Below are 18426 nucleotides of genomic sequence, written 5' to 3' on the forward strand. Positions count from 1 at the left end.
AAAAGAACATTATTTGGAGACAAATTCCCAAGGCTTTGTGTTGATTCCAGTCAAGGAATTGATTGGTATACTACTCACTTTTTGTTCATTTCTTTTAATTGCTCCTGTGCTTCTAATCTCGTTTCGTTATATTTATCGCCTTCTGTCAGCTTAATTACTTCTTGCAGCAGCTTTATTTTTTTAGATTTATTACTAGCTCCAATTGCTCCTCCAGCATAAAAGAATAAGTTAGGATAGTTAACCTTCTTATTTTCAAAAGCCGCTATTATAAGCATATTAAGACACCTTTCTCTAGAATTTTTAATATCCTGTTCAATTACATAATCTCTGGGAATCGGGTATCCAGCTTTTTCAAACAAAGTCAGATCGTTTGATACATCGGTTTTATTTAAAGAGAAATTTAATGGTGTTTTATAAATAGATATATTTTTATATTGAGAATAATTTTTCAAAACTAGGCTGATGGATTGATCCAACTGCTTCTTTGTTGACTCATGTTCTGATGACAATGTATCAAACACTTTTTTTAACTTCTGAATACCGTCAGCATCTCCAAGATCACTTTTCATATATTCTTCGATGCCCCTCAGATACCTCATATTCACATTCGCATCTCCCAACAATTCCGACAACAAAATTACCGTTTTTAGTACCTGTGCCCGGTAACTGTGTTTGGTATTCGGAAAGTCGGCGATCGTTAAGTCCAAGTATTTTTAGCCAATTTGGTGTTTTTCACATTCATTTGCTCAACCGCTTTTATGTAAGGCACAACATATTCTGCTTCGGCTTTTACTAGCTCTACATTTACTGGTGCTTGCTTGTAGCTCATTTGCTTCGTAAGTTGTACTGTGGATTTCTCAGCATTCCCTGTACTGATATTCGACTTAGCTTCACGATTTGACGTAGAGCACCCCGTTAATACTATTGAACCAACCGCTATGTAAGTCAACAATCTAGACAATTTAGTCATATCAATCTCTCCTACCAAAGAAATAGTTCCTCTAGACCATACTAACACGCGTACACTTAGAATAATATGGGTTTATTTCCTCATCCATCAGAAGAAACCCCTTGTGCCAATTTCAAGGGGCTTCATCGTGCAATTCTATTAATGCTCACTCATTCAAATAAGTAGTCACCCTGTTCTGTATCACCTTGGCCACTTCCTCTGCTGACTTCTGACCGGAGAAGAAAGATCTGGATTCATCACTAACAATCATCATAACTTTAACCTCGGCCCCCTTAGCGTTATCAACCGAATTAATAATCGTTTTGAACTTCGCAAACTCACTGTCCGGCACATTGGCTGTTTTGCCGGTTGGGAGCTTGAACGATCCATTCTTTACTTGTTCCTGAACTTCGTCCAGCCTCTTCTCGTTAACCGACTTAACAAGTGAGAATCCCTCCCTGCTCTGGAGCGATTGCGTTTCCTTCGATAACAGAAATGCAATGAATCTCCATGCTTCTTCTTTCACTGATGAGTTCGCTGCGATGGCGAAATCATTATTCGTGATGATTCTCATATCTCCCTTCTGTCCTTGTCCGTGAGGTGTGACTAACAACTTTGGATTGGAGAAAATGGAGTACGGGACATTAACAAAAGCGGCAGGATCGTACAAGATTTCCGAAGAAAATAACTGGGAGCTCATTTCCGTTGATTCAGAGCTCATCACTTTATCATCGAACATTTGTTTAACTACCTGCAGTAAGCTCACAAATTCCGGGGAATCAAACTTGCCCTTCTTGGCAGCCTCATCCACGAACTCGGTGTAGTTGTCATTCAGCATCATCGAGAGAATGTAATCTGGCGGGTTACCGGCGAATGCATAACGAGTGTTCTTGCCGGACTTTTCCGCTTGCAGCAGCTCCTTCGATACCGCTGCGAAATCCTTCCAGGTCCAGTTTTTGTCATCTACGGGAACTTTTGAACGGCCAAGCACGTCTCCGTCCCCATAGAAGCCTCTTAACGTGAATCCCGTAGGCATCCAATACAAGCCGCCATTCACCTTTAGAGCATCAAGCACATTCATCTGTAGGTCGTTCTTGTTTAAGGTTTTGTCCTTATCCAAATACTCGCTCATATTGACTAACAGCTGCTTGCTTATATACTCATCGGTAGGAAGACCGATTAGCTGAATGATATCCGGTCCTTTTCCCGCGAGCATAGCGGTATTGGTTGTTTTTTCAAACTTTTCATATTTACTATAATCGTACTTTTCTCCCACTTGTAAAGCAGAATTAATTTGCAGATCTATATCTGGATTCTTCTCTTCAAAATCTTTTTCCACAGCCTGCATAAATTCTGTTGCCTGCGTCATGGACAAAGTAACCACGGTTTTTCCATTCTTCTTTGTCTTCTCTTTGCTTTCTGTAGACCCGGAACTACTACAGGCGGTTGTTGCCGCCAGAATCATACAAATACTAACCAGCCACAGCTTTCTCTTCATCCTAAAAATCCTCCATTATCTATATAAAATGAACTTATGAAGGTTACCCTTTTGGGGCGCTGAGATGGGTTAATTCTAAAGTTCATTTTATATAACGTATATATTTTTAGTACGCTCCTTAAGCTCAATTACTCCAGACGAATCCGGTTGCCGTCCTGTAACGGCTCACTGCTCTCCAAAATAATCTTGTCATCGTCATAAAGGCCTTCCGACTGAACCATCGTCTCCCTGCCATTGGTTTCAACGGAAGTGAGACGGACCTTACGGGCAACAAACACATTGCCGAGTGCTCCTACCTGTTCCTCAACTTTAAACATATACATGCCCTCTCGTTCCTTGCGAATCGCCCCTGGAGATACCTTAAAGCCCTCTTTGCTTGATTTCTTCTCAAGCTTGATTAATGCTTGCTCACCTCCTTGCAGGCTAGAATCTACCACTTTTATACTTAGTATCTTCTGAGGAATGGTTAGCGTGCTATCTGTTCCAGCATCGGCCTGGCTCTGCGCTCGCGGCTCCGCCGATCTCATCTCGGTAATTGTGCCCTGACTCATTCGGGGCTTGGGTTCCTGGGCTGTAGATATCTCTACCTCCAGCTTCTCCCCAATGGACAAGCCGAGGATGGACAATAGCGGACCATCTAGCGAAATGTCAAATTGATATCCCAAAGTACTGTTTGAGATCACCACATCCGGCTCTCCTCCTCCAGCCATACCTTTGATGGCACTTACTTTCGTGATTACTCCATTAAAAGGGGCAGTAAGCTCCTTTTGGCTATTCAATTGCTCCTTGAGCCCATTAATTTTGCGTTCCTGCACGGTCTGATCAAGTTTGTGGGCTTCGATATCGCGCTTTGCTGCCCGGATTTTGAATTCATCCCCCTCTGTGGCCGATTGGATGAACTGATCCTGAAGACGCTGAAGTTCGATATTTTGCTTATCCAAGTTGCTTAGCTCATCCTGCAGTTCGCGTTCAGCGGCTTTGCTGTCGTATTGGATAAGTTTCTGTCCTTTCTTAACACGATCCCCCTCCTTCACAAGAATTTTCTGTACTTTCCAGCCAGAAGAATTCGTCAGCCTCGCTTCCGCGACAGGCTTTAGTACCCCGCCGCCTTCATACGTATGTACAAGACTGCCTCTAGCCGGTTTTTCAGTGCTGACTTTGGGAAGGGTTAACGATTGCAATGTGTTACTGAATAAGGTAAAGAGCACCAGTCCCACTACAAATACAATGAACGCAATCATGATCATCCGTTTGCGCTTGCGATCCGAGGTCTCTATTCCTGACTCCATATTCCGCTTTTCTCCTCCTAAGAGTTGTGTTGTAAATAATTATCCCATCCTACAAATTCACTTTCCCAGTCCTACCCCTTGATCCCGGACAGCTGAACCCCTTCAATAAAGTAAGACTCCGCATATAAATACAGCAGTACCATCGGTGTCATATACAGCGCGGACGCGGCAAAGGCTATTCCACGTTCACTATCATTCACATTGGACAAATACACAGATAATGGCTGTTTGAACGGATCATTCAAAAAAATAAGCGGCTGCTCCACCATGTTCCAATAATCCACAAACAAAAGGACTACCAGTGCGGAAAGACCAGGTTTAACCATAGGCAGAATGATCGTATAAAAAATCCGCAAATGGCTGGCTCCGTCCATCTTGGCTGCTTCGATATAGGCATAGGGAATATGCAGCATGAACTGGCGAAGCATAAACACCCCAAATGCTGCAAAAATGCCCGGCAGAATAATTGCGCCTGGACTACCTAGCAGTCCAAGCCTATCGGCCATTATATAGTTCGGCACCAAGGTCACTTGAAACGGCATAAGCATCGTCAATAGGTAGACAAAGAACAACGCATCACGTCCCCGAAAGTTCAGCTTGGAGAGGGCATAAGCGGCGAGAGATGCAACGAACACCTGCCCGGCGATGATCGGCAGTACCAGGAACACCGAATTCCAGAACATCATTAGAAATTTCGGGCTGTTCACGAGCACTTCGCCATACTGCTCCAGAGACACCATATCCGGCATCAGCTTTAAATTCACAAACGGCATTTCTCGTCCAACTACCGTCTCGTTGATTTTGCCTATAGGACCATAGTTGAGTTCAATTTCCTGCTTGGTCGTGAGCGAATTTATAAAGGTAATCCCTATCGGGAACAGCAGTAGGATGGCAAATACACACATTATTATGGTTAATGCAACTTTTACAAGGGTTAATCTAACCCGCAATCTTCCCATCCTCCTTCCTACTCCATGGATCGCTGATGGCGGCGTTCCACCCCGAACAAAACCATAACGATGATGAGAATACCTACAACCATCATAGCTGCCGCCGCCGTCAGCTTCTCGATGTCGAGTTCCGCAAACATGTTGTTCATATAATGCTGAAGCATATAGATACTGTCATGCGGGTAAGCCCCTGCGATCAAATACGTCTCTCTGAACACTTTAAAAGAGTTAATAATGGACATGATGGTTACAAAGAACAGCGTCGACGTAAGATAGACGAGCGTGATACTCCTCAGCTGCCAGAAGCGTCCTGCGCCTTCCACTTGGGCTGTTTCATAATAATCCTTAGGGATCTGCTGAAGTCCCGCAAGAAACAGAATGATGTTGTACCCGATGTTTTTCCAAATATAAATAACAATCACCACATACCTAGCCGCATCCGTCTTCATCCAATCCACACGGCTCTTTCCTAAATAACTCAGCCAGAGATTCAGGGAACCGTTCCAATCGAACAGGATCTGCCAGATCAGAATAACCGAGGCAACAGGTACAACAAGCGGCATAACGTAGGCGGTCCGCAGCCATTTTCGAAAATATAAATTTTTATTTAGAAGCATCGCCAGACCCAGCGATACAACGATCATGGTCGGCACACTAACCGCACTGAAGTAAAAGGTATTGAACGCTGCCTTTTTAAATGAATCACTCGCTAACAGTTCACTGTAATGACTCAGACCGACAGCCTGGCTGTCTCCCCCGCCTTCCATAAAGGACTGGAATACACCTTGGGCAAACGGGATCAGATAGAACAGCGAGAACCCGATTCCGCTTGGAAGTAGAAAGAACCAGGCAGCGGCAGCGTCCTTCCGAAGCCACCTGATCATCTTGATCCACCCCGCGAACCCCAACCCACGGCAAAAACCCCACATCCTCATTCTCAGTTCCTCCTGCCTTTCATAGAGACAGATTAGGATAGAATGATAAATAAAGATGTAGGGTAAAAATAAAGTTTTCCTTAAATTGGCGATCAAAATTCAAACGGGAGCTGGGGCGGCATTTCTGGCAGGCAAACGCACTTCAAATAAAGTGCGAACCAAACTGCTTTGAGCCGAAATATGTCCTTGGTGCTGATCCACAATGTTTTTTGCAATAAATAACCCTAGTCCAGTACTTCCTTCCGTATGGTTGCGTGACTTGTCTCCGATAAAGAATTCATCAAAGAGGTGGGGGATTTCTTCCTGAGGGATCGGGTCCCCATAATTGATAATTTGCACCACTGCCTCACCTTCCTGGAGGTAACCATGGATGTCCACATATTTGCCTTCATGGCCATATCTAATGGCATTTGTGAGCAGATTTGCATAGACGCGGGCCAACATCTCGCCGTCACCTTGAATCATCAGATTAGGTTCCAATCTAAGACGGGTGGTCAGTTCATTCTTCTCAAGTACGGGATATAACTCCTCGTTCAACTGATGAAGAAGCTGACTGAGATTAATCATCTTTTTCTCCATCTTTAGTTTCCCGTAGTTCATTCGGCTAATTTCAAACAATTGATCGATCAAGGTTTCAAGGCGCTGTGATTTGGTATAAGCAATACTTGAGTAGTGTTTGATTTCATCCATGGTCAGTTCATGGTTCTGCCCGATAAAATCCAGATACCCGAGCACTGAGGTCAGCGGTGTCCGCAGGTCGTGCGCCAGGTTCAAGATCAGCTGCTCCTTACTGTTCTCCGCAAAATCCCCTCGCTCAACCGCCTGCTTCAACTTCTCACCCGCCAAATTGATGTCTCTGGCAATGTGCCCGAATTCATCTTTCGTTGGAATGTCCACCTTGCTGTTAAAGTCGCCAGATGCAAGCTGATTGATTCCGTTAGAAATTTGCTGGAAGTAACGGGCGTAACGCTCGGTAAGCAGAAAGAAGAACAAGATGGAAAGCGGAATAAAAATAATCATAAAAAAGTTAATATCGCCAACTTCTCTTATGAAATAACGGACTTGAGTCAGCGGATTCTCGAACCGGGTGGTATGATAATAACCTTGCAGAGCTTTGAAGACCAGATAAGTTATCCCACCGGAGAATAACATACTTAGACCAAACAAAAGAATCATTTTAAACCGGAAGCTTTGGATCATCTTAGCCATTGAACGTATATCCCACTCCCCAAACCGTTTTGATCAGCTTATTTTTTTGCGTATCTTCCCCAAGTTTCTTACGTAAGGTACGAATGTGGACCATGACCGTATTGCTGCCCTCGTAGTACGCTTCGCCCCACACCTGTTCAAAAATATTCTCCGTAGTGAAGACCTTCTTCGGATAACTGGCGAGCAGATATAAAATATCAAATTCTTTGGGCGTAAGCTCAATAGGCTGGCCATAAAGAAATACCGTACGTTCCTCCGGGTAAATAACTACTCCCCCCGCCTGTACAACCGAACTCGCCGGGCTCGCTTGTGTCTGCTGATTGAATTCCCTAACACGCCTTAACTGTGCGTTCACACGGGCAACCAGCTCCATAGGATTGAAGGGCTTAGTCACGTAGTCGTCCGCACCGCGGACCAGTCCGCTTATCTTGTCCAGATCCGATGCTTTAGCACTCAAAAAGATGATCGGCATGTAATCCTGCTCGCGAATTTGCCGGGTTAATTCATAACCGTCCATAATAGGCATCATTATATCCAGAATAGCCAAGTCAATCGAATGGGTCTGGACCACCTGTAGAGCCTCCTGCCCATTAGATACTTTGATACATTGATAGCCTTCTTTCACCAAATGAAGCTCTACCAGATCGGCAATCTCCGGCTCATCATCTGCAATGAGAATCGTGATGGATTTCAAGCTTTCCACTCCCTGTTACGTTTTTTCCAATTATAGCAAATATACCAGATTGAGCTAGCTGTGTCTGTTTTGGTGTGACTTTACTTTCTTAATCTAGATTTACGATATGATGTAATATAGAAAGAAGGCCCTAGGAGCTTCCCCCTGGACCTTCCTCTTATCTTATGAATAACAGGAAATTGCTAGATTTAACTGGATACTAGCCGCTCTAGTCTACATTTATAACAACCTTTCCCCGGCCATGTCCGAGCCCAACAGCCCGGTAGGCATCTGTCGCCTGTTACAGAGGGAAGACCTGTCGAATATGAATCTTCAGCCTGCCCTGTTCGTAAAGATCAGCGAGCTCCTTAAGCCGCCAGACCGACTGCTGGCTGCGGATGATCCGGGCCCTGTTAACTAATCCTTCTTCAGCACCGGAATCCATATCTCGCTTCTGAAGTTGCTAGCGGATACATCCCTGCTCTCGTTCCAGAGCAGCTCTGGCCCCTTCGCCAGTTCATAACTGGATGACGGGAACCATTCAGAATAAATACGACCCCAAATATTCTGAAGAGTATCCGGGAACGGACCAACAGATTCAAAAACAGCCCATGTTGAAGCGGACACCTCCAGACATGACCATTTATCCGGGCACAGCTCCTTCGTTGCGGCTCCAATGTAATGGTCTAATTCACCTTTTTCGTCCATTCGACCCTCCGAGAAATTTGTTGAGGCGCTGATCAACCCGTAAGGCTCCACATTGGACAAGGCTTTTAACTCTTGAATATCCTCCTCCTTCAGACTCTCCGCCATAGCCGAGATCTCCGGATTAACGCCTTGAAACACAATCGGCACCCGTTTACTGAGACCTACAATCCGAAATGCTTCTTTCTCCACAATCCTGTAATTCATTTGTTCTCCTCCCTTTATCGTTAACTGGAAGGTCATCCGCGGATAGGCCTTAAGCGGTTGACCGTGGTTGCGGGCTTCCGATGGAGTCAAACCGTGCATACCCTGAAAAGCTCTGCTGAACGCATCCGCCGACTGATATCCGTACTTCACAGCGATGTCGAGAATCCGATGTTGTCCGTTGACAAGTTCAAATGCCGCCAGGGTTAGGCGCCTGCGCCGGATGTACTCACTTAAGGTGACTCCAGCCAGGAAAGAGAACATTCTTGTGAAGTGATATTCCGAACAGAATGCATGCTTGGCCGCCTCTTTGAGATCAATCTCCTCCAGAAGATGATCCTCAATATAATTCATGGCTTGATTCAGATTTTCCAGTGTATTCATAAGATCAGCTCCTTCCCGCATATATAAAATAACAAAATCTTTCATCGCCGATCCGACTTTCTGAGCACCATAATGTAGGGTATATGAACTCCTCAAGCGTAAAATGACGCAGCCACTTGAGCTGCGTCACCATGTCGCGTATCCTCAAACCCTATTTCATTGCCTGAGCCAGCTCTGTGAAAATAACCCCCAGTGCGTGAGCACCCGCATCTGGATAACCCAAGCTGCGCTCTCCTACAGCCCCTGCTCTGCCCATCCGGGCAACGATGGAGGCTGTGTGTTCTGCCCCCTGAGCCGCAGCCTCTGCCGCCCTGATAGCCGTAAGCTTCAGGTCTTCCCCTTGAAGAGAACCCTGCTCCCACACTTCTGCAAAAGGAATCAAGGCGTCCATCAAGGTCTTGTCGCCAAGCACCGCCCCTCTGCCGAAGGAGCGTTCCCCAGTGTCCTGTATTCCCTTCACCACAGCCTTCATCATGCCTGCAAAGTCGGAGCTGGTAAGCTCCGTAAGGCCAGCAGCATATTTGCCTGCAGCCCGGAACCCAGATCCCCAGATCGGGCCGGAAGCACCGCCGCAGTGCTCCATAATAATCAGTGAACAGGCCTTCAGAAATTCACCGATGCTGCCTGTATGCTGCTGCAGAATGTCCGGCCATTCGCGCTTCAGCTGTTTGAAGCCTTTGGCAATGCTCATTCCGAAATCCCCATCCCCCGCATGGGCATCCAATTCACAGAAAGGCACTTCATTTCGGATGATGATTTCACTCATTTTATCGATCAAATAGATGATATTGTGCAGGGAGAAAGCATTCCCGTTGATCCGGGCATAGGACGGATCGGTCTCGCACATATAGGACGCAGCGGGAGAATCGGCAGACTGATTTGCAGCGGATAACTCCTCCGGGACTAATGGAAGAAACGGGCCTGTAACCCGAAGCGCGGGGGTGTCACAGTCCGCCTGCAAGTACCGTTCTAACTCATCATCCAATCTAAGCAGAGATACAGAAGCTCCCGCCATATCAATGCTCGTCATATAATTTCCAACAAAAAGTTTAATCACGATGGCATCACGGCTCTGGACCTCCCTGACCACCGCATTCGCCAGCACATACAATTCCTGCAGCGGTGTTCCGCCGAAGCCATTGACCAGTACTGCGGCTTCCTGTACCTCGTGACCTCCTGACCGGATATCCCGGAACAAATCCGTCACCATTCGGGCAGCCAGTTCATCGGCGGATACCAGCGGCTCTCTACGAATACCGGGTTCCCCATGGATACCTACCCCATATTCCATTTCGTCGTCGCCAAGCGTAAAGGTTGGTGTGCCCTTGGCCGGTACCGTGCAGGATGTCAGCGCAAAACCGATGCTTCTAGTATAATCCGCCGCTTTCTGGGCGATCGCCTTGACTTCAGCCAGTGTTTTGCCTTCCTCAGCCGCAGCCCCCGCAATCTTGTGCACAAATACCGTACCTGCTACGCCTCTCCGTCCTACGGTGTACAGGCTGTCCTCAACAGCGATATCGTCATCCACTTTGATATAATCCACCAGAATTCCGTCTTCTTCTGCAAGGTGGGCGGCATTCTTGAAGTTCATGATGTCTCCGCTGTAATTCTTAATGATCAGCAGAGTTCCCTGGGAGCTGGCAGAAGCTTTTATGGCCTGGTAGACCTGAATCTGAGAGGGGGAAGCAAATACATCCCCGCAGACCGCCGCATCCAGCATCCCCTGGCCGACAAACCCGGCATGAGCGGGCTCATGTCCGCTGCCTCCCCCGCTGATCAAGGTCACCTTATCTGAATTCAACTTGCGTTTATGGATAAAATTATACTTCGGGTTGTATTCAAGCTCCGGATGGGCAAGCACAAGCCCTCTGCACATGTCCTCAACCATAGTATGAGGCTGGTTTATAATCTTTTTCATTAGTAAGTTCCCCCTTGTAAGTGATCGGTGAATGCATGGTCAACCTGACCATTGCAACCAGAACAAACCGGCATGCCTTAGATTAATGAACTTATGTAATCGCTATCAATTATAATACCATTTTTCACCTTCACATTGAATAAGGGGGTCTTGCTGCCTGGCCCCTTTGTGGTATAGCGCAGGTTTACGGAAAGATTTGCATATAAATCGGTGTCTGGTTATTATGAGAGTGAATCAACTAAATAAAGGAGCGATCTATCGATGCCAGTAGAAGTGTACATTAACTTTAACGGGAATTGCCGGGAAGCCGTTGAGTATTATGCGGAGGTATTTGGCACAGAACAACCCCATATGATGGCGTTTGGAGACAGCCCTCCGAATCCCGAATTTCAGATTCCTGAAGAAGCCAAACATATGATTATGCACACTCGTCTCACCATCAGCGGCAGCAACGTCATGTTCTCCGATGTGTTTCCAGGCATGCCATTTGTTGAAGGTAATAACATTAGCCTGTCTGTCATCGATACAGACAAGGACAAGATCGTATCCTATTTCAATAAATTGAAGGAAGGCGGAAATGTCCGCATGGAGCTTCAAGAAACGTTCTGGAGTAAATGCTACGGCAGCCTCGTCGACAAATTCGGGATCGAGTGGCAGTTTAGCCTCGATAGCGGTGAGACCTGGTCCTAAGCAAGCCCCTGGAAATAATCGGGGAAATCCAGTACCAACAACGATGGGAGCGGGCGTCCCATTCCGAAAGCCTTTCGAACACGAACCGAACTCTAAACAAAATTAGGGGCCGTCGTTAAGGACGACCCCTTGTCTGTTTATTCATACAGCATGTATTTTGGCTTACTAGAGGTTAGTTCCCGGATACTTCAGCTTCAGCCGCATCCGAATTGTTTCTGGTCCCAACCGCCTTAATCACAAAATTATAAGCTTTGCCCGCATCGATATTATTTACCGTGTAGCTGTAATTGGTCTGTCCACTGACTGCCGGAACATAAACGCTCCAATTCTTGCTGACCTTATCGTTCTTCTCATAGATCCGGTAACCTCTGACCGGCTCTGAACCTGAGGCTGGCGCTTTCCACGAAATCGCCGCACGATTGCCAGACTGCTTCACGGCGCTTGGATTCTCGACCTTATTCGGTTTACCGTCTGTCCGCTTGATACTATACGTCTCATATACAGCGATCGGTTTATCCTTAACCGCGGTATAGGAGGTAAACTTTAGAACCTCATTCGTGAGGGAGACATCAATGAACATCTTCTTGTTCGGCTGCTCATTCTTGGCCGCGAAGAAGGTATCCGCATCCGGGTTCAAATCGTAGAACTTGGAGGCTCCCGAGTTGCCCATCAAATACAGAGTACCTTTTGGATTCACGACATTTCCTTTTTCATCAATAATGACATTCTTAATTGGAACGTTATTCAGCATCTGGTAGGACCGCATATACATGTGATCGTGTCCTTCAAATACCATATCCACACCCAGTTCATCGAAAACAGGGATCAGATATTTCCGGTAAAACTGCACCCGGTCATCTTCGGCAGTGGCGTTATCACCTGATGAATACGGGCCTTTATGCATCGAAACGAACTTCCACTTCTTATCCGATTTCGCAACTGTGTTTCTCATCCACTCCAGCTGCTTCGTGAATTCAGGGTCAGCTTTATAAGGTTTGACATCCCCCTCATACTGGGAGTTCATCTGCATGAACAAGGCATCTCCGTACTCAAAGGCATATACGGAGCCATCATGCGCTCCTGTTCCTACATCCTTAGGCAGATTGAAGTGATAGAAGAAGTTGTTGTTCGGGTTATCCTCCACCTCATGGTTCCCGATGATCGGAGCAAATGGAACGTTGGCGAACTCCTTCTTCGGCACACCAAGGAACCACTGCCACAGCTGCTCCAAGTCCCCGTCGTCCGTCAAATCCCCAGTCAGCAGTACAAACTTCGGATCAACCGTCTTCTCGATAGCCCGCTTGAAGGTATCCTGCCACAACTCGAAATTGGATTTACTGGACCCTTGAGTGTCGGTCACATAGAGGAAATGAAAGTCCTGATTATTGGCTTTGTCTGTCATGAAGGAGCCGGTCTCGCTCCAGCCGTCGTCATCCCCGTTGCCAACCCGGTACACATACTTAGTTCCCGGTTTGAGATCGCTTGCAATAACCTTGTGACTGGCAAACTTCTTGTATTTCTTGCCGCTTCTATCGCTGGCTGTCATCAACGTTTCAATGACGGTAGAGGTTCCCTCGAATGAAATAGCCGAGTCCCCAGGAAATTCTCCCCCGCCTGCCTGATCAGCCTCAGCAACCTGAACGATCGTCCCTCTAACGGTATCGGCGGTATACCAGTCAAACGCAATACTGGTCTTAGGATCTCCGTTAAATGTCATGTTGAGCAGGGTAGGTGTCTTGTTGCCGGTATCAGGAGCTCCTGTTTTAAAGCTCCATGAGATGTCGGCCGTGGTTGGCAACCCGTCGTAAGCCCCTTTAACCATTCCTTTGGGCAGAGTCACCTTATAGGTTTTGCCTGAGGCAAAATTAGCGTGGTTAATCTTTACTGTATCGTCACTGCTGAGCGAAGCGGAGACATTTCCGACCGGACTGTTATTGCTGTCTGTGATGGACGGGTTCAAGGCGGAGTCAAGCGTAATTGCCTTGTTGAACTTAACCGTCACCGCCGCATTCAGGGCCACATTCGTTGCTCCTGCGGCAGGAGCCTTGCCGATCTCCACAGTTGGTGGATCTACCGGACCTCCGCCTCCCTTGCGTGTGCCAGCAATGACAATGTCCTTGATCCGGCTTGAACCTGAACTTGATACCTTGCCTCCGCTTACACTTGTTGTTGAATTGACAACCCAGCGGATATACAGCTGGCTCTGATCGCTTGCTCCTTCGGGGATTGGAAGTTGATTAAGCTTGCATTTATTACCGGAGCAGCTGAAATTGTTCTCCGACAGCACAAGGGTCCCGCCGGGAATATCGGTCCAGTTCGTCTGATCCGTGCTGAATTGGACCTTAAAGTCTTTAGGACCCGTGCTGGAAGAAGTCTGTTGGGAGCTTAAGGTAAGATTCTCGTAGCCTTGTGTAGAGAGGGATGCCTCCCAATATTTTGTGCCCTTTCCGTTATCCCAACCCTGATTGCGGACGCTGTTCTCCCCCGGTTCGTACGTATACTTGTCTGTGTTCGTTCCTACATCACGCATAGATGACAGAGATTGAAACACACCTCCGGTTGCGGCAAACACACCGTTCTCGCCCTTGTCTTTAAAGATCCATTCAGCCAACGTCTCTTGGGCTGCGGCGGCTTCAAAGCTCTCGCTGCTCTCACTCTGCTCCTCAGCGCGTGCAGCACCAGCCATGTCCATAATAAGAAGCAGAAGAACCAGTCCTAAGCTCAAACCTCTTATGAACCGGTTTTTCGTCGAAGAGTATCCATTTAACATCGATTCATCTCCTTTACCCTTGGTTAGGTGCAATGCGGACTAGGGATAAACAAACCGCCGTCTCTTTCAAGATCGGCGGTTCATAATTTAGGTTTACTGCATTTCCCAGTCTGTTACCTGTGCAATAGCTGAATCCGCATTCTTGAGATCCGTTTCACCCATGTTCATGAGGTTGCTGTACTGCTTAACCCGGTTCTTTCCGTTCGGTGGTTGGTTATAGTCGTTGGTGTCCACGATTTTCGTACGTTCCTTATAAAACTTAGTCATGAATGTCTTCTCGTCTGAGCTGCTTCCTGACTTGGACAGAAGGCCTTGAAGCGTGTTAGAACCGCCAGTCGCCCCATGATTCAGCGCCGCATCCACGAAGGAACCAATCGTCAAGGCAGAGTTGAATCCGCGTTTACGGGCCTGATCCACACTGTATTTGATATAAATGTTGTAGAAAGTCTTCCAAGTCGCAACTTTCCAATCCTCGTCGTTTTGAAGCTTGTTGATCTTCTTACAGAAGCTGCCATCCGTAATGTTAATAACTCCATTTTTATAAGTTCCTTTAATGCCGAGCCGCTTAAACGCTCCAGTTACGGAAGGGTTGCTCGCCCCCTTCTCGGCGTCATACTGCTCGAACAGTTCAGGAGCGTCACCACCAGGATCATTAGGCCCACCCGTGGTTGCTCCGTAGATCGTCATGGTATAACCGCGGTCGTCTCCAATATCCTCACAATATCCGTAGTACTTCGTCCAGTTCAGATTGTCCTGCTCCGGCTTGTTGACCAGCTTCATGATATTGTCCCACTGTTCACTATCAAGCCCGGTCTTGCTTTTTAGCATATCAAGCACGACTGGAGGAAACTTGGAATCCGAATTCCCGGCAGCTGCAGCCGGCTGCGAGAAAGGGTTCGAGAACAGGCTAAAGGATAATGTAATAGCAAAACTAAGCATAATCAGCATGGACGATTTCAGCTTCTTAATTCCCTTGCTCCGCGTATTATACAAATTCATCTCTCCCTTTAGATTAATTTAAGCGTTTTAACTAATTTACAGAATTGAATTCCTCCATTTCTTGTTACAAAACCTGATACTTACCGAAAAAATATTACGTACTCTACATCCCTCCTGTTCTTCCTCAATTTAAATGCGCTTTAATTTTATTACAGAAATGTTTACAGAAGCAGCACATATCCTCTTGTAAATATTAAATTTTTATACATATATTGCTTTCATTTTGTTCCCGTCCTACAATCCATTTTAAGGAGGTGCTGTATGAAACCGGAGTTTTATCAAAGCAACCTTTTTGAGATCAGCCGTAAGAAAAGAGTAGTCTCCAGCATGCCTGCCAGCCATTATCATGACGCATACGAAATTTTGTATTTTATTTCCGGAAATCTGTACTACATGGTTGGAGATCAGACGCACCAAGTCGTTGGTGGAACGCTGCTGTTCATTCGGGCAAGTGAAGTTCACAGGCTTGTCAATTCCAGCAGGCATTTGTATGAGAGAATTACGTTGGTATTCAAAAAAGAGTTTCTTCACCCCCTCTGTGCCAGCCGGGAAATTGAGGGCATGCTGTCGTTCTTTGAAAGCGGCATCAGCGCACTTAAGCTTAGCGGCAAAGATCAGCACTTCGTTGAGCATCTCTTTCACAAAATGATTCAGGAAGGCGACAAACAGGCCTTTGGCTACGAGCAGTACCAGCGGATCCTGCTGCTGGAGCTGCTGTTGTTCCTTAACCGTAAGGTCCATGACAGCAGCAGCAAGCATACGGCCGAGACTAACCGGACACATAAGAAAGTACTCGAGATTGTTAACTTTATTGACAATCACTATGCGGAACGCCTGCAGATTTGCCAGATCGCCCAGCAGTTCTCGATCAGCCCCTCTTATTTAAGCCGAACCTTCAAGGAGACAACCGGTTTTACGCTCATTGAATATCTCAACAATCTGAGAATTAAGAAAGCCCGTGAGCTGCTTACGAGCTCCTCCTACAACATTACCGAAATCGCGGAACAGGTCGGATTTGACAACTGCTCCCATTTCGGCCGTACCTTTAAGATCATTATGGGAGTCTCCCCTCTTAGTTTCCGTAAGATGAACGGGCTCAGCTTGAAAGTCTAAGCGTATATTTAAGGACCAGAGCAGGGCAGCAGGACATAAGCTTGGAGAATTTGTATACACAAAGAAAGCATGCTTGGCTGCAAGCATGCTTTCTCTCGGTTATGAAAGTTATTTATTCGTCGTCGGGCTGGTCCCACTTTCTGGAGTACGCCTTCCGCGTAACCCAAAAGGTCGCCCATATAATGAAGACGGCTACAATCAGGATCAGGAAATAAACTAGGAACAATACATAACCTCCCATGGTCACTTTACATTCGCAGCATCAACTGCTATTCTAGCGTCCTTGCCAAATCCATTTTATTGTAAAGTAAACCTGAGATTTTGGCTACTATACCAAAATTTCTGCGGTCTCCTCAATTAACGCTCCGTTCTCCAATCTAAGCACACGGTCACATAAGGAGAGAACCCGCTCATCATGGGTAACCATCACCGCAGCCTTCCCCTCCGCCTTAACCTCCCCTGCCAGCATGCTGACCACTTCATGCCCCCTGGTTGCATCCAGACTTGCTGTCGGTTCATCCGCATACAAGACGGCCGGATTATTCATCCAGGCCCTCGCAATTGCAACCCGCTGGCGCTCTCCGCCGGACAGCTGGTGAGGATAATGCCTGCGGCGATGCTGCAGGCCCAATCTCTCGAGAAGCTCACGTGCGCGACTGACTGCTTTGTCTTTATCCGTTCCCGCGAGCTTGGCCACCAGCAGCAGCTGCTCCTCCACCTTCAAGTAAGGAATCAGATTCGCGCTTTGAAATATGAATCCAATATGATTCAGTCTCAGCTGCTCCAGTTCATGGGCGCTGTGCTCCGAGAGCTTCTCCCCGTCTACAAACACCTGGCCGCTAGTTGGAGTAAGCAAAGCCCCGGCAATGGAGAGGAAGGTGCTTTTTCCTGATCCCGAAGGACCGATAACCGCAACGAGTTCCCCTGCATTCACCTGAAGTGACAGCTGGTCAAGCACCTTTAACTGCGAGTCGCCATCCCCGTAAACATGGGTAATCTGATCAAGTATGAGTTTGGCTGTCATGCGGATACCCTCCCTATCGCGTCCAAAGCGTCCACTTTGGCAACTTTAACAACAGAAATCAGCGAACCGGCTACCGCCATCACTACAAACAAAACGCTCGTTAGGACAATGCTGCCGGCATCCAGCTTGAACGGCATCGAATCAGGCAGAAGACGGTTAGCGGCCGCCACGAGCAGCAGGCTGACAGCCAGACTGCTTATGGTGAGCATCAGAACTTGGGCGAGAACGCTTCTTGCCAGATAACCTGAGCTTGTGCCCATCGCTTTCAGAATGCCAAATTGGCTTGTCTTCTGAATCGTTATAACATAGAAGAATACCGCAAGTACGAAACCGGAAATGACGAAAAGAAATGTAATCATCATCAGCAAACTCCCCTGCTCTTCCTTATAACCGGGAATTGCGGCAATCGCGGATTTCTTGCTCAGGATCTGCATATCCCCCAGCTTGGACGCAAGCTTATCCGCCTGACCGTTGTCTGCTTTGACCGCTATTGTATTATAGGTGGTCTCCTCCTTGGCTGTACCCGGCTTAGCTGCGAACTTTGCCTTCCAGCTATCCCACTGCTGCATATCCATATATACAACAGGGGTATGGCTGTAGGATTCGTTTTTTACAAATCCTGCTACCGTCCACTCTGCACCAGTCATTTGATCATGGATCTGGCTGCCAAGCCGAAATCCCGATTCTTTAAGCTTGCTGTCCGCCAGCACTTCATCCGATCCGGTTCTCCTGCTGCCCTCAATCACTTCCGGCATAATCCAGCCCTCCGGGTCTGCGGCGAACAGCGTCACATCCGTCTTCGTCCCTTCCCCGCCTTGAGTCACCGTGGTCATTTGTACACCCAGCGGCTGCGCATTCTTTTGCCCGACAACCGAAACAGCCTGGCTCAGTGTATCTGGGGTAACTACGGAACGCCCGAACCGCTGGCCGGCATCCTTTTGTACAATGAAATAATCCGCTGGCATATTCTCAATGGACGATGCATTGGCGTAAGCGAGGCCCCGGGCCAAGCCGGTCACAAACATGACCAGAAATGACACCAGCAGCATAATGATCACAATTAGCGCATAACGTGTTTTGGCAAATCTCATTTCTCTTAATGCTAGAAACATGCTC

16 protein-coding genes are annotated in these 18426 nt (G+C 47.1%); 2 read left to right on the forward strand and 14 right to left on the reverse strand.

Features of this window, described 5'->3' with window-relative positions; genetic code table 11:
* Positions 1-74: 74 nt before the first annotated feature.
* The 10 genes from KJS63_RS01235 to dhaK all read right to left on the reverse strand — a co-directional run bounded on the left by KJS63_RS01235 (position 75) and on the right by dhaK (position 10714).
* Positions 75-569 carry a hypothetical protein gene (locus KJS63_RS01235; protein ID WP_213617612.1) on the reverse strand — a complete coding sequence of 165 codons (495 nt, stop codon included), beginning with the start codon at positions 567-569 and terminating at the stop codon, positions 75-77.
* Positions 570-697: 128 nt separating this feature from the next.
* Positions 698-970 carry a hypothetical protein gene (locus KJS63_RS01240; RefSeq protein WP_213617613.1) on the reverse strand — a complete coding sequence of 91 codons (273 nt, stop codon included), beginning with the start codon at positions 968-970 and terminating at the stop codon, positions 698-700.
* 145 nt (positions 971-1115) lie between these two features.
* Positions 1116-2447, reverse strand: a complete 1332-nt coding sequence (locus KJS63_RS01245; protein WP_213617614.1) for an ABC transporter substrate-binding protein — start codon at positions 2445-2447, stop codon at positions 1116-1118.
* A gap of 128 nt (positions 2448-2575) precedes the next feature.
* Positions 2576-3736, reverse strand: a complete 1161-nt coding sequence (locus KJS63_RS01250) for an RND family efflux transporter (RefSeq protein WP_213617615.1) — start codon at positions 3734-3736, stop codon at positions 2576-2578.
* 71 nt (positions 3737-3807) lie between these two features.
* On the reverse strand, positions 3808-4641 hold the full coding sequence (locus KJS63_RS01255) for a carbohydrate ABC transporter permease (RefSeq protein WP_374706249.1): 834 nt from the start codon (positions 4639-4641) through the stop codon (positions 3808-3810).
* Between the two features lie 62 nt (positions 4642-4703).
* Positions 4704-5570, reverse strand: a complete 867-nt coding sequence (locus KJS63_RS01260; protein WP_213618293.1) for a carbohydrate ABC transporter permease — start codon at positions 5568-5570, stop codon at positions 4704-4706.
* Between the two features lie 150 nt (positions 5571-5720).
* Complete coding sequence (locus KJS63_RS01265) at positions 5721-6830, reverse strand: sensor histidine kinase (protein WP_213617617.1); 1110 nt, start codon at positions 6828-6830, stop codon at positions 5721-5723.
* The gene (locus KJS63_RS01270; RefSeq protein WP_213617618.1) at positions 6823-7524 is read right to left on the reverse strand and encodes a response regulator transcription factor; all 702 of its coding nucleotides are present in this window, start codon (positions 7522-7524) and stop codon (positions 6823-6825) included. The genes KJS63_RS01265 and KJS63_RS01270 overlap by 8 nt, the downstream gene beginning before the upstream one ends.
* 396 nt (positions 7525-7920) lie before the next feature.
* A complete protein-coding gene (locus KJS63_RS01275) occupies positions 7921-8796 on the reverse strand; it encodes an AraC family transcriptional regulator (protein WP_213617619.1) in 876 nt (291 codons plus the stop codon).
* Between the two features lie 151 nt (positions 8797-8947).
* The gene (gene dhaK, locus KJS63_RS01280; RefSeq protein WP_213617620.1) at positions 8948-10714 is read right to left on the reverse strand and encodes a dihydroxyacetone kinase subunit DhaK; all 1767 of its coding nucleotides are present in this window, start codon (positions 10712-10714) and stop codon (positions 8948-8950) included.
* A gap of 261 nt (positions 10715-10975) precedes the next feature.
* On the opposite strand from dhaK, the gene KJS63_RS01285 reads away from it, so the two are divergent.
* Positions 10976-11404, forward strand: coding sequence for a VOC family protein (locus tag KJS63_RS01285; RefSeq protein WP_213617621.1), 429 nt, complete (start codon positions 10976-10978; stop codon positions 11402-11404).
* A 172-nt stretch (positions 11405-11576) separates the two neighbouring features.
* On the opposite strand, the gene KJS63_RS01290 is transcribed toward KJS63_RS01285, so the two are convergent.
* Complete coding sequence (locus KJS63_RS01290; RefSeq protein WP_213617622.1) at positions 11577-14174, reverse strand: metallophosphoesterase; 2598 nt, start codon at positions 14172-14174, stop codon at positions 11577-11579.
* A 93-nt stretch (positions 14175-14267) separates the two neighbouring features.
* Positions 14268-15167 carry a chitosanase gene (locus KJS63_RS01295; protein WP_244862462.1) on the reverse strand — a complete coding sequence of 300 codons (900 nt, stop codon included), beginning with the start codon at positions 15165-15167 and terminating at the stop codon, positions 14268-14270.
* A gap of 267 nt (positions 15168-15434) precedes the next feature.
* Here KJS63_RS01295 and KJS63_RS01300 point away from each other — a divergent pair, with 267 nt between their 5' ends.
* Entirely contained in the window at positions 15435-16286 is an 852-nt protein-coding gene (locus KJS63_RS01300) for an AraC family transcriptional regulator (RefSeq protein ID WP_213617624.1), read from the forward strand.
* Between the two features lie 328 nt (positions 16287-16614).
* Here the strand turns inward: KJS63_RS01300 and KJS63_RS01305 are convergent, their stop codons facing one another.
* Together KJS63_RS01305 and KJS63_RS01310 are read right to left on the reverse strand one after the other, a co-directional pair.
* Positions 16615-17310 carry an ABC transporter ATP-binding protein gene (locus KJS63_RS01305; protein ID WP_213617625.1) on the reverse strand — a complete coding sequence of 232 codons (696 nt, stop codon included), beginning with the start codon at positions 17308-17310 and terminating at the stop codon, positions 16615-16617.
* Positions 17307-18422 (reverse strand): ABC transporter permease, encoded by a 1116-nt coding sequence (locus KJS63_RS01310; protein ID WP_213617626.1) that lies wholly within the window; start codon positions 18420-18422, stop codon positions 17307-17309. The genes KJS63_RS01305 and KJS63_RS01310 overlap by 4 nt, the downstream gene beginning before the upstream one ends.
* Positions 18423-18426 lie beyond the last annotated feature (4 nt).

The sequence above is a fragment of the Paenibacillus sp. J22TS3 genome (assembly GCF_018403205.1).
Classification (GTDB): domain Bacteria; phylum Bacillota; class Bacilli; order Paenibacillales; family Paenibacillaceae; genus Fontibacillus; species Fontibacillus tuaregi.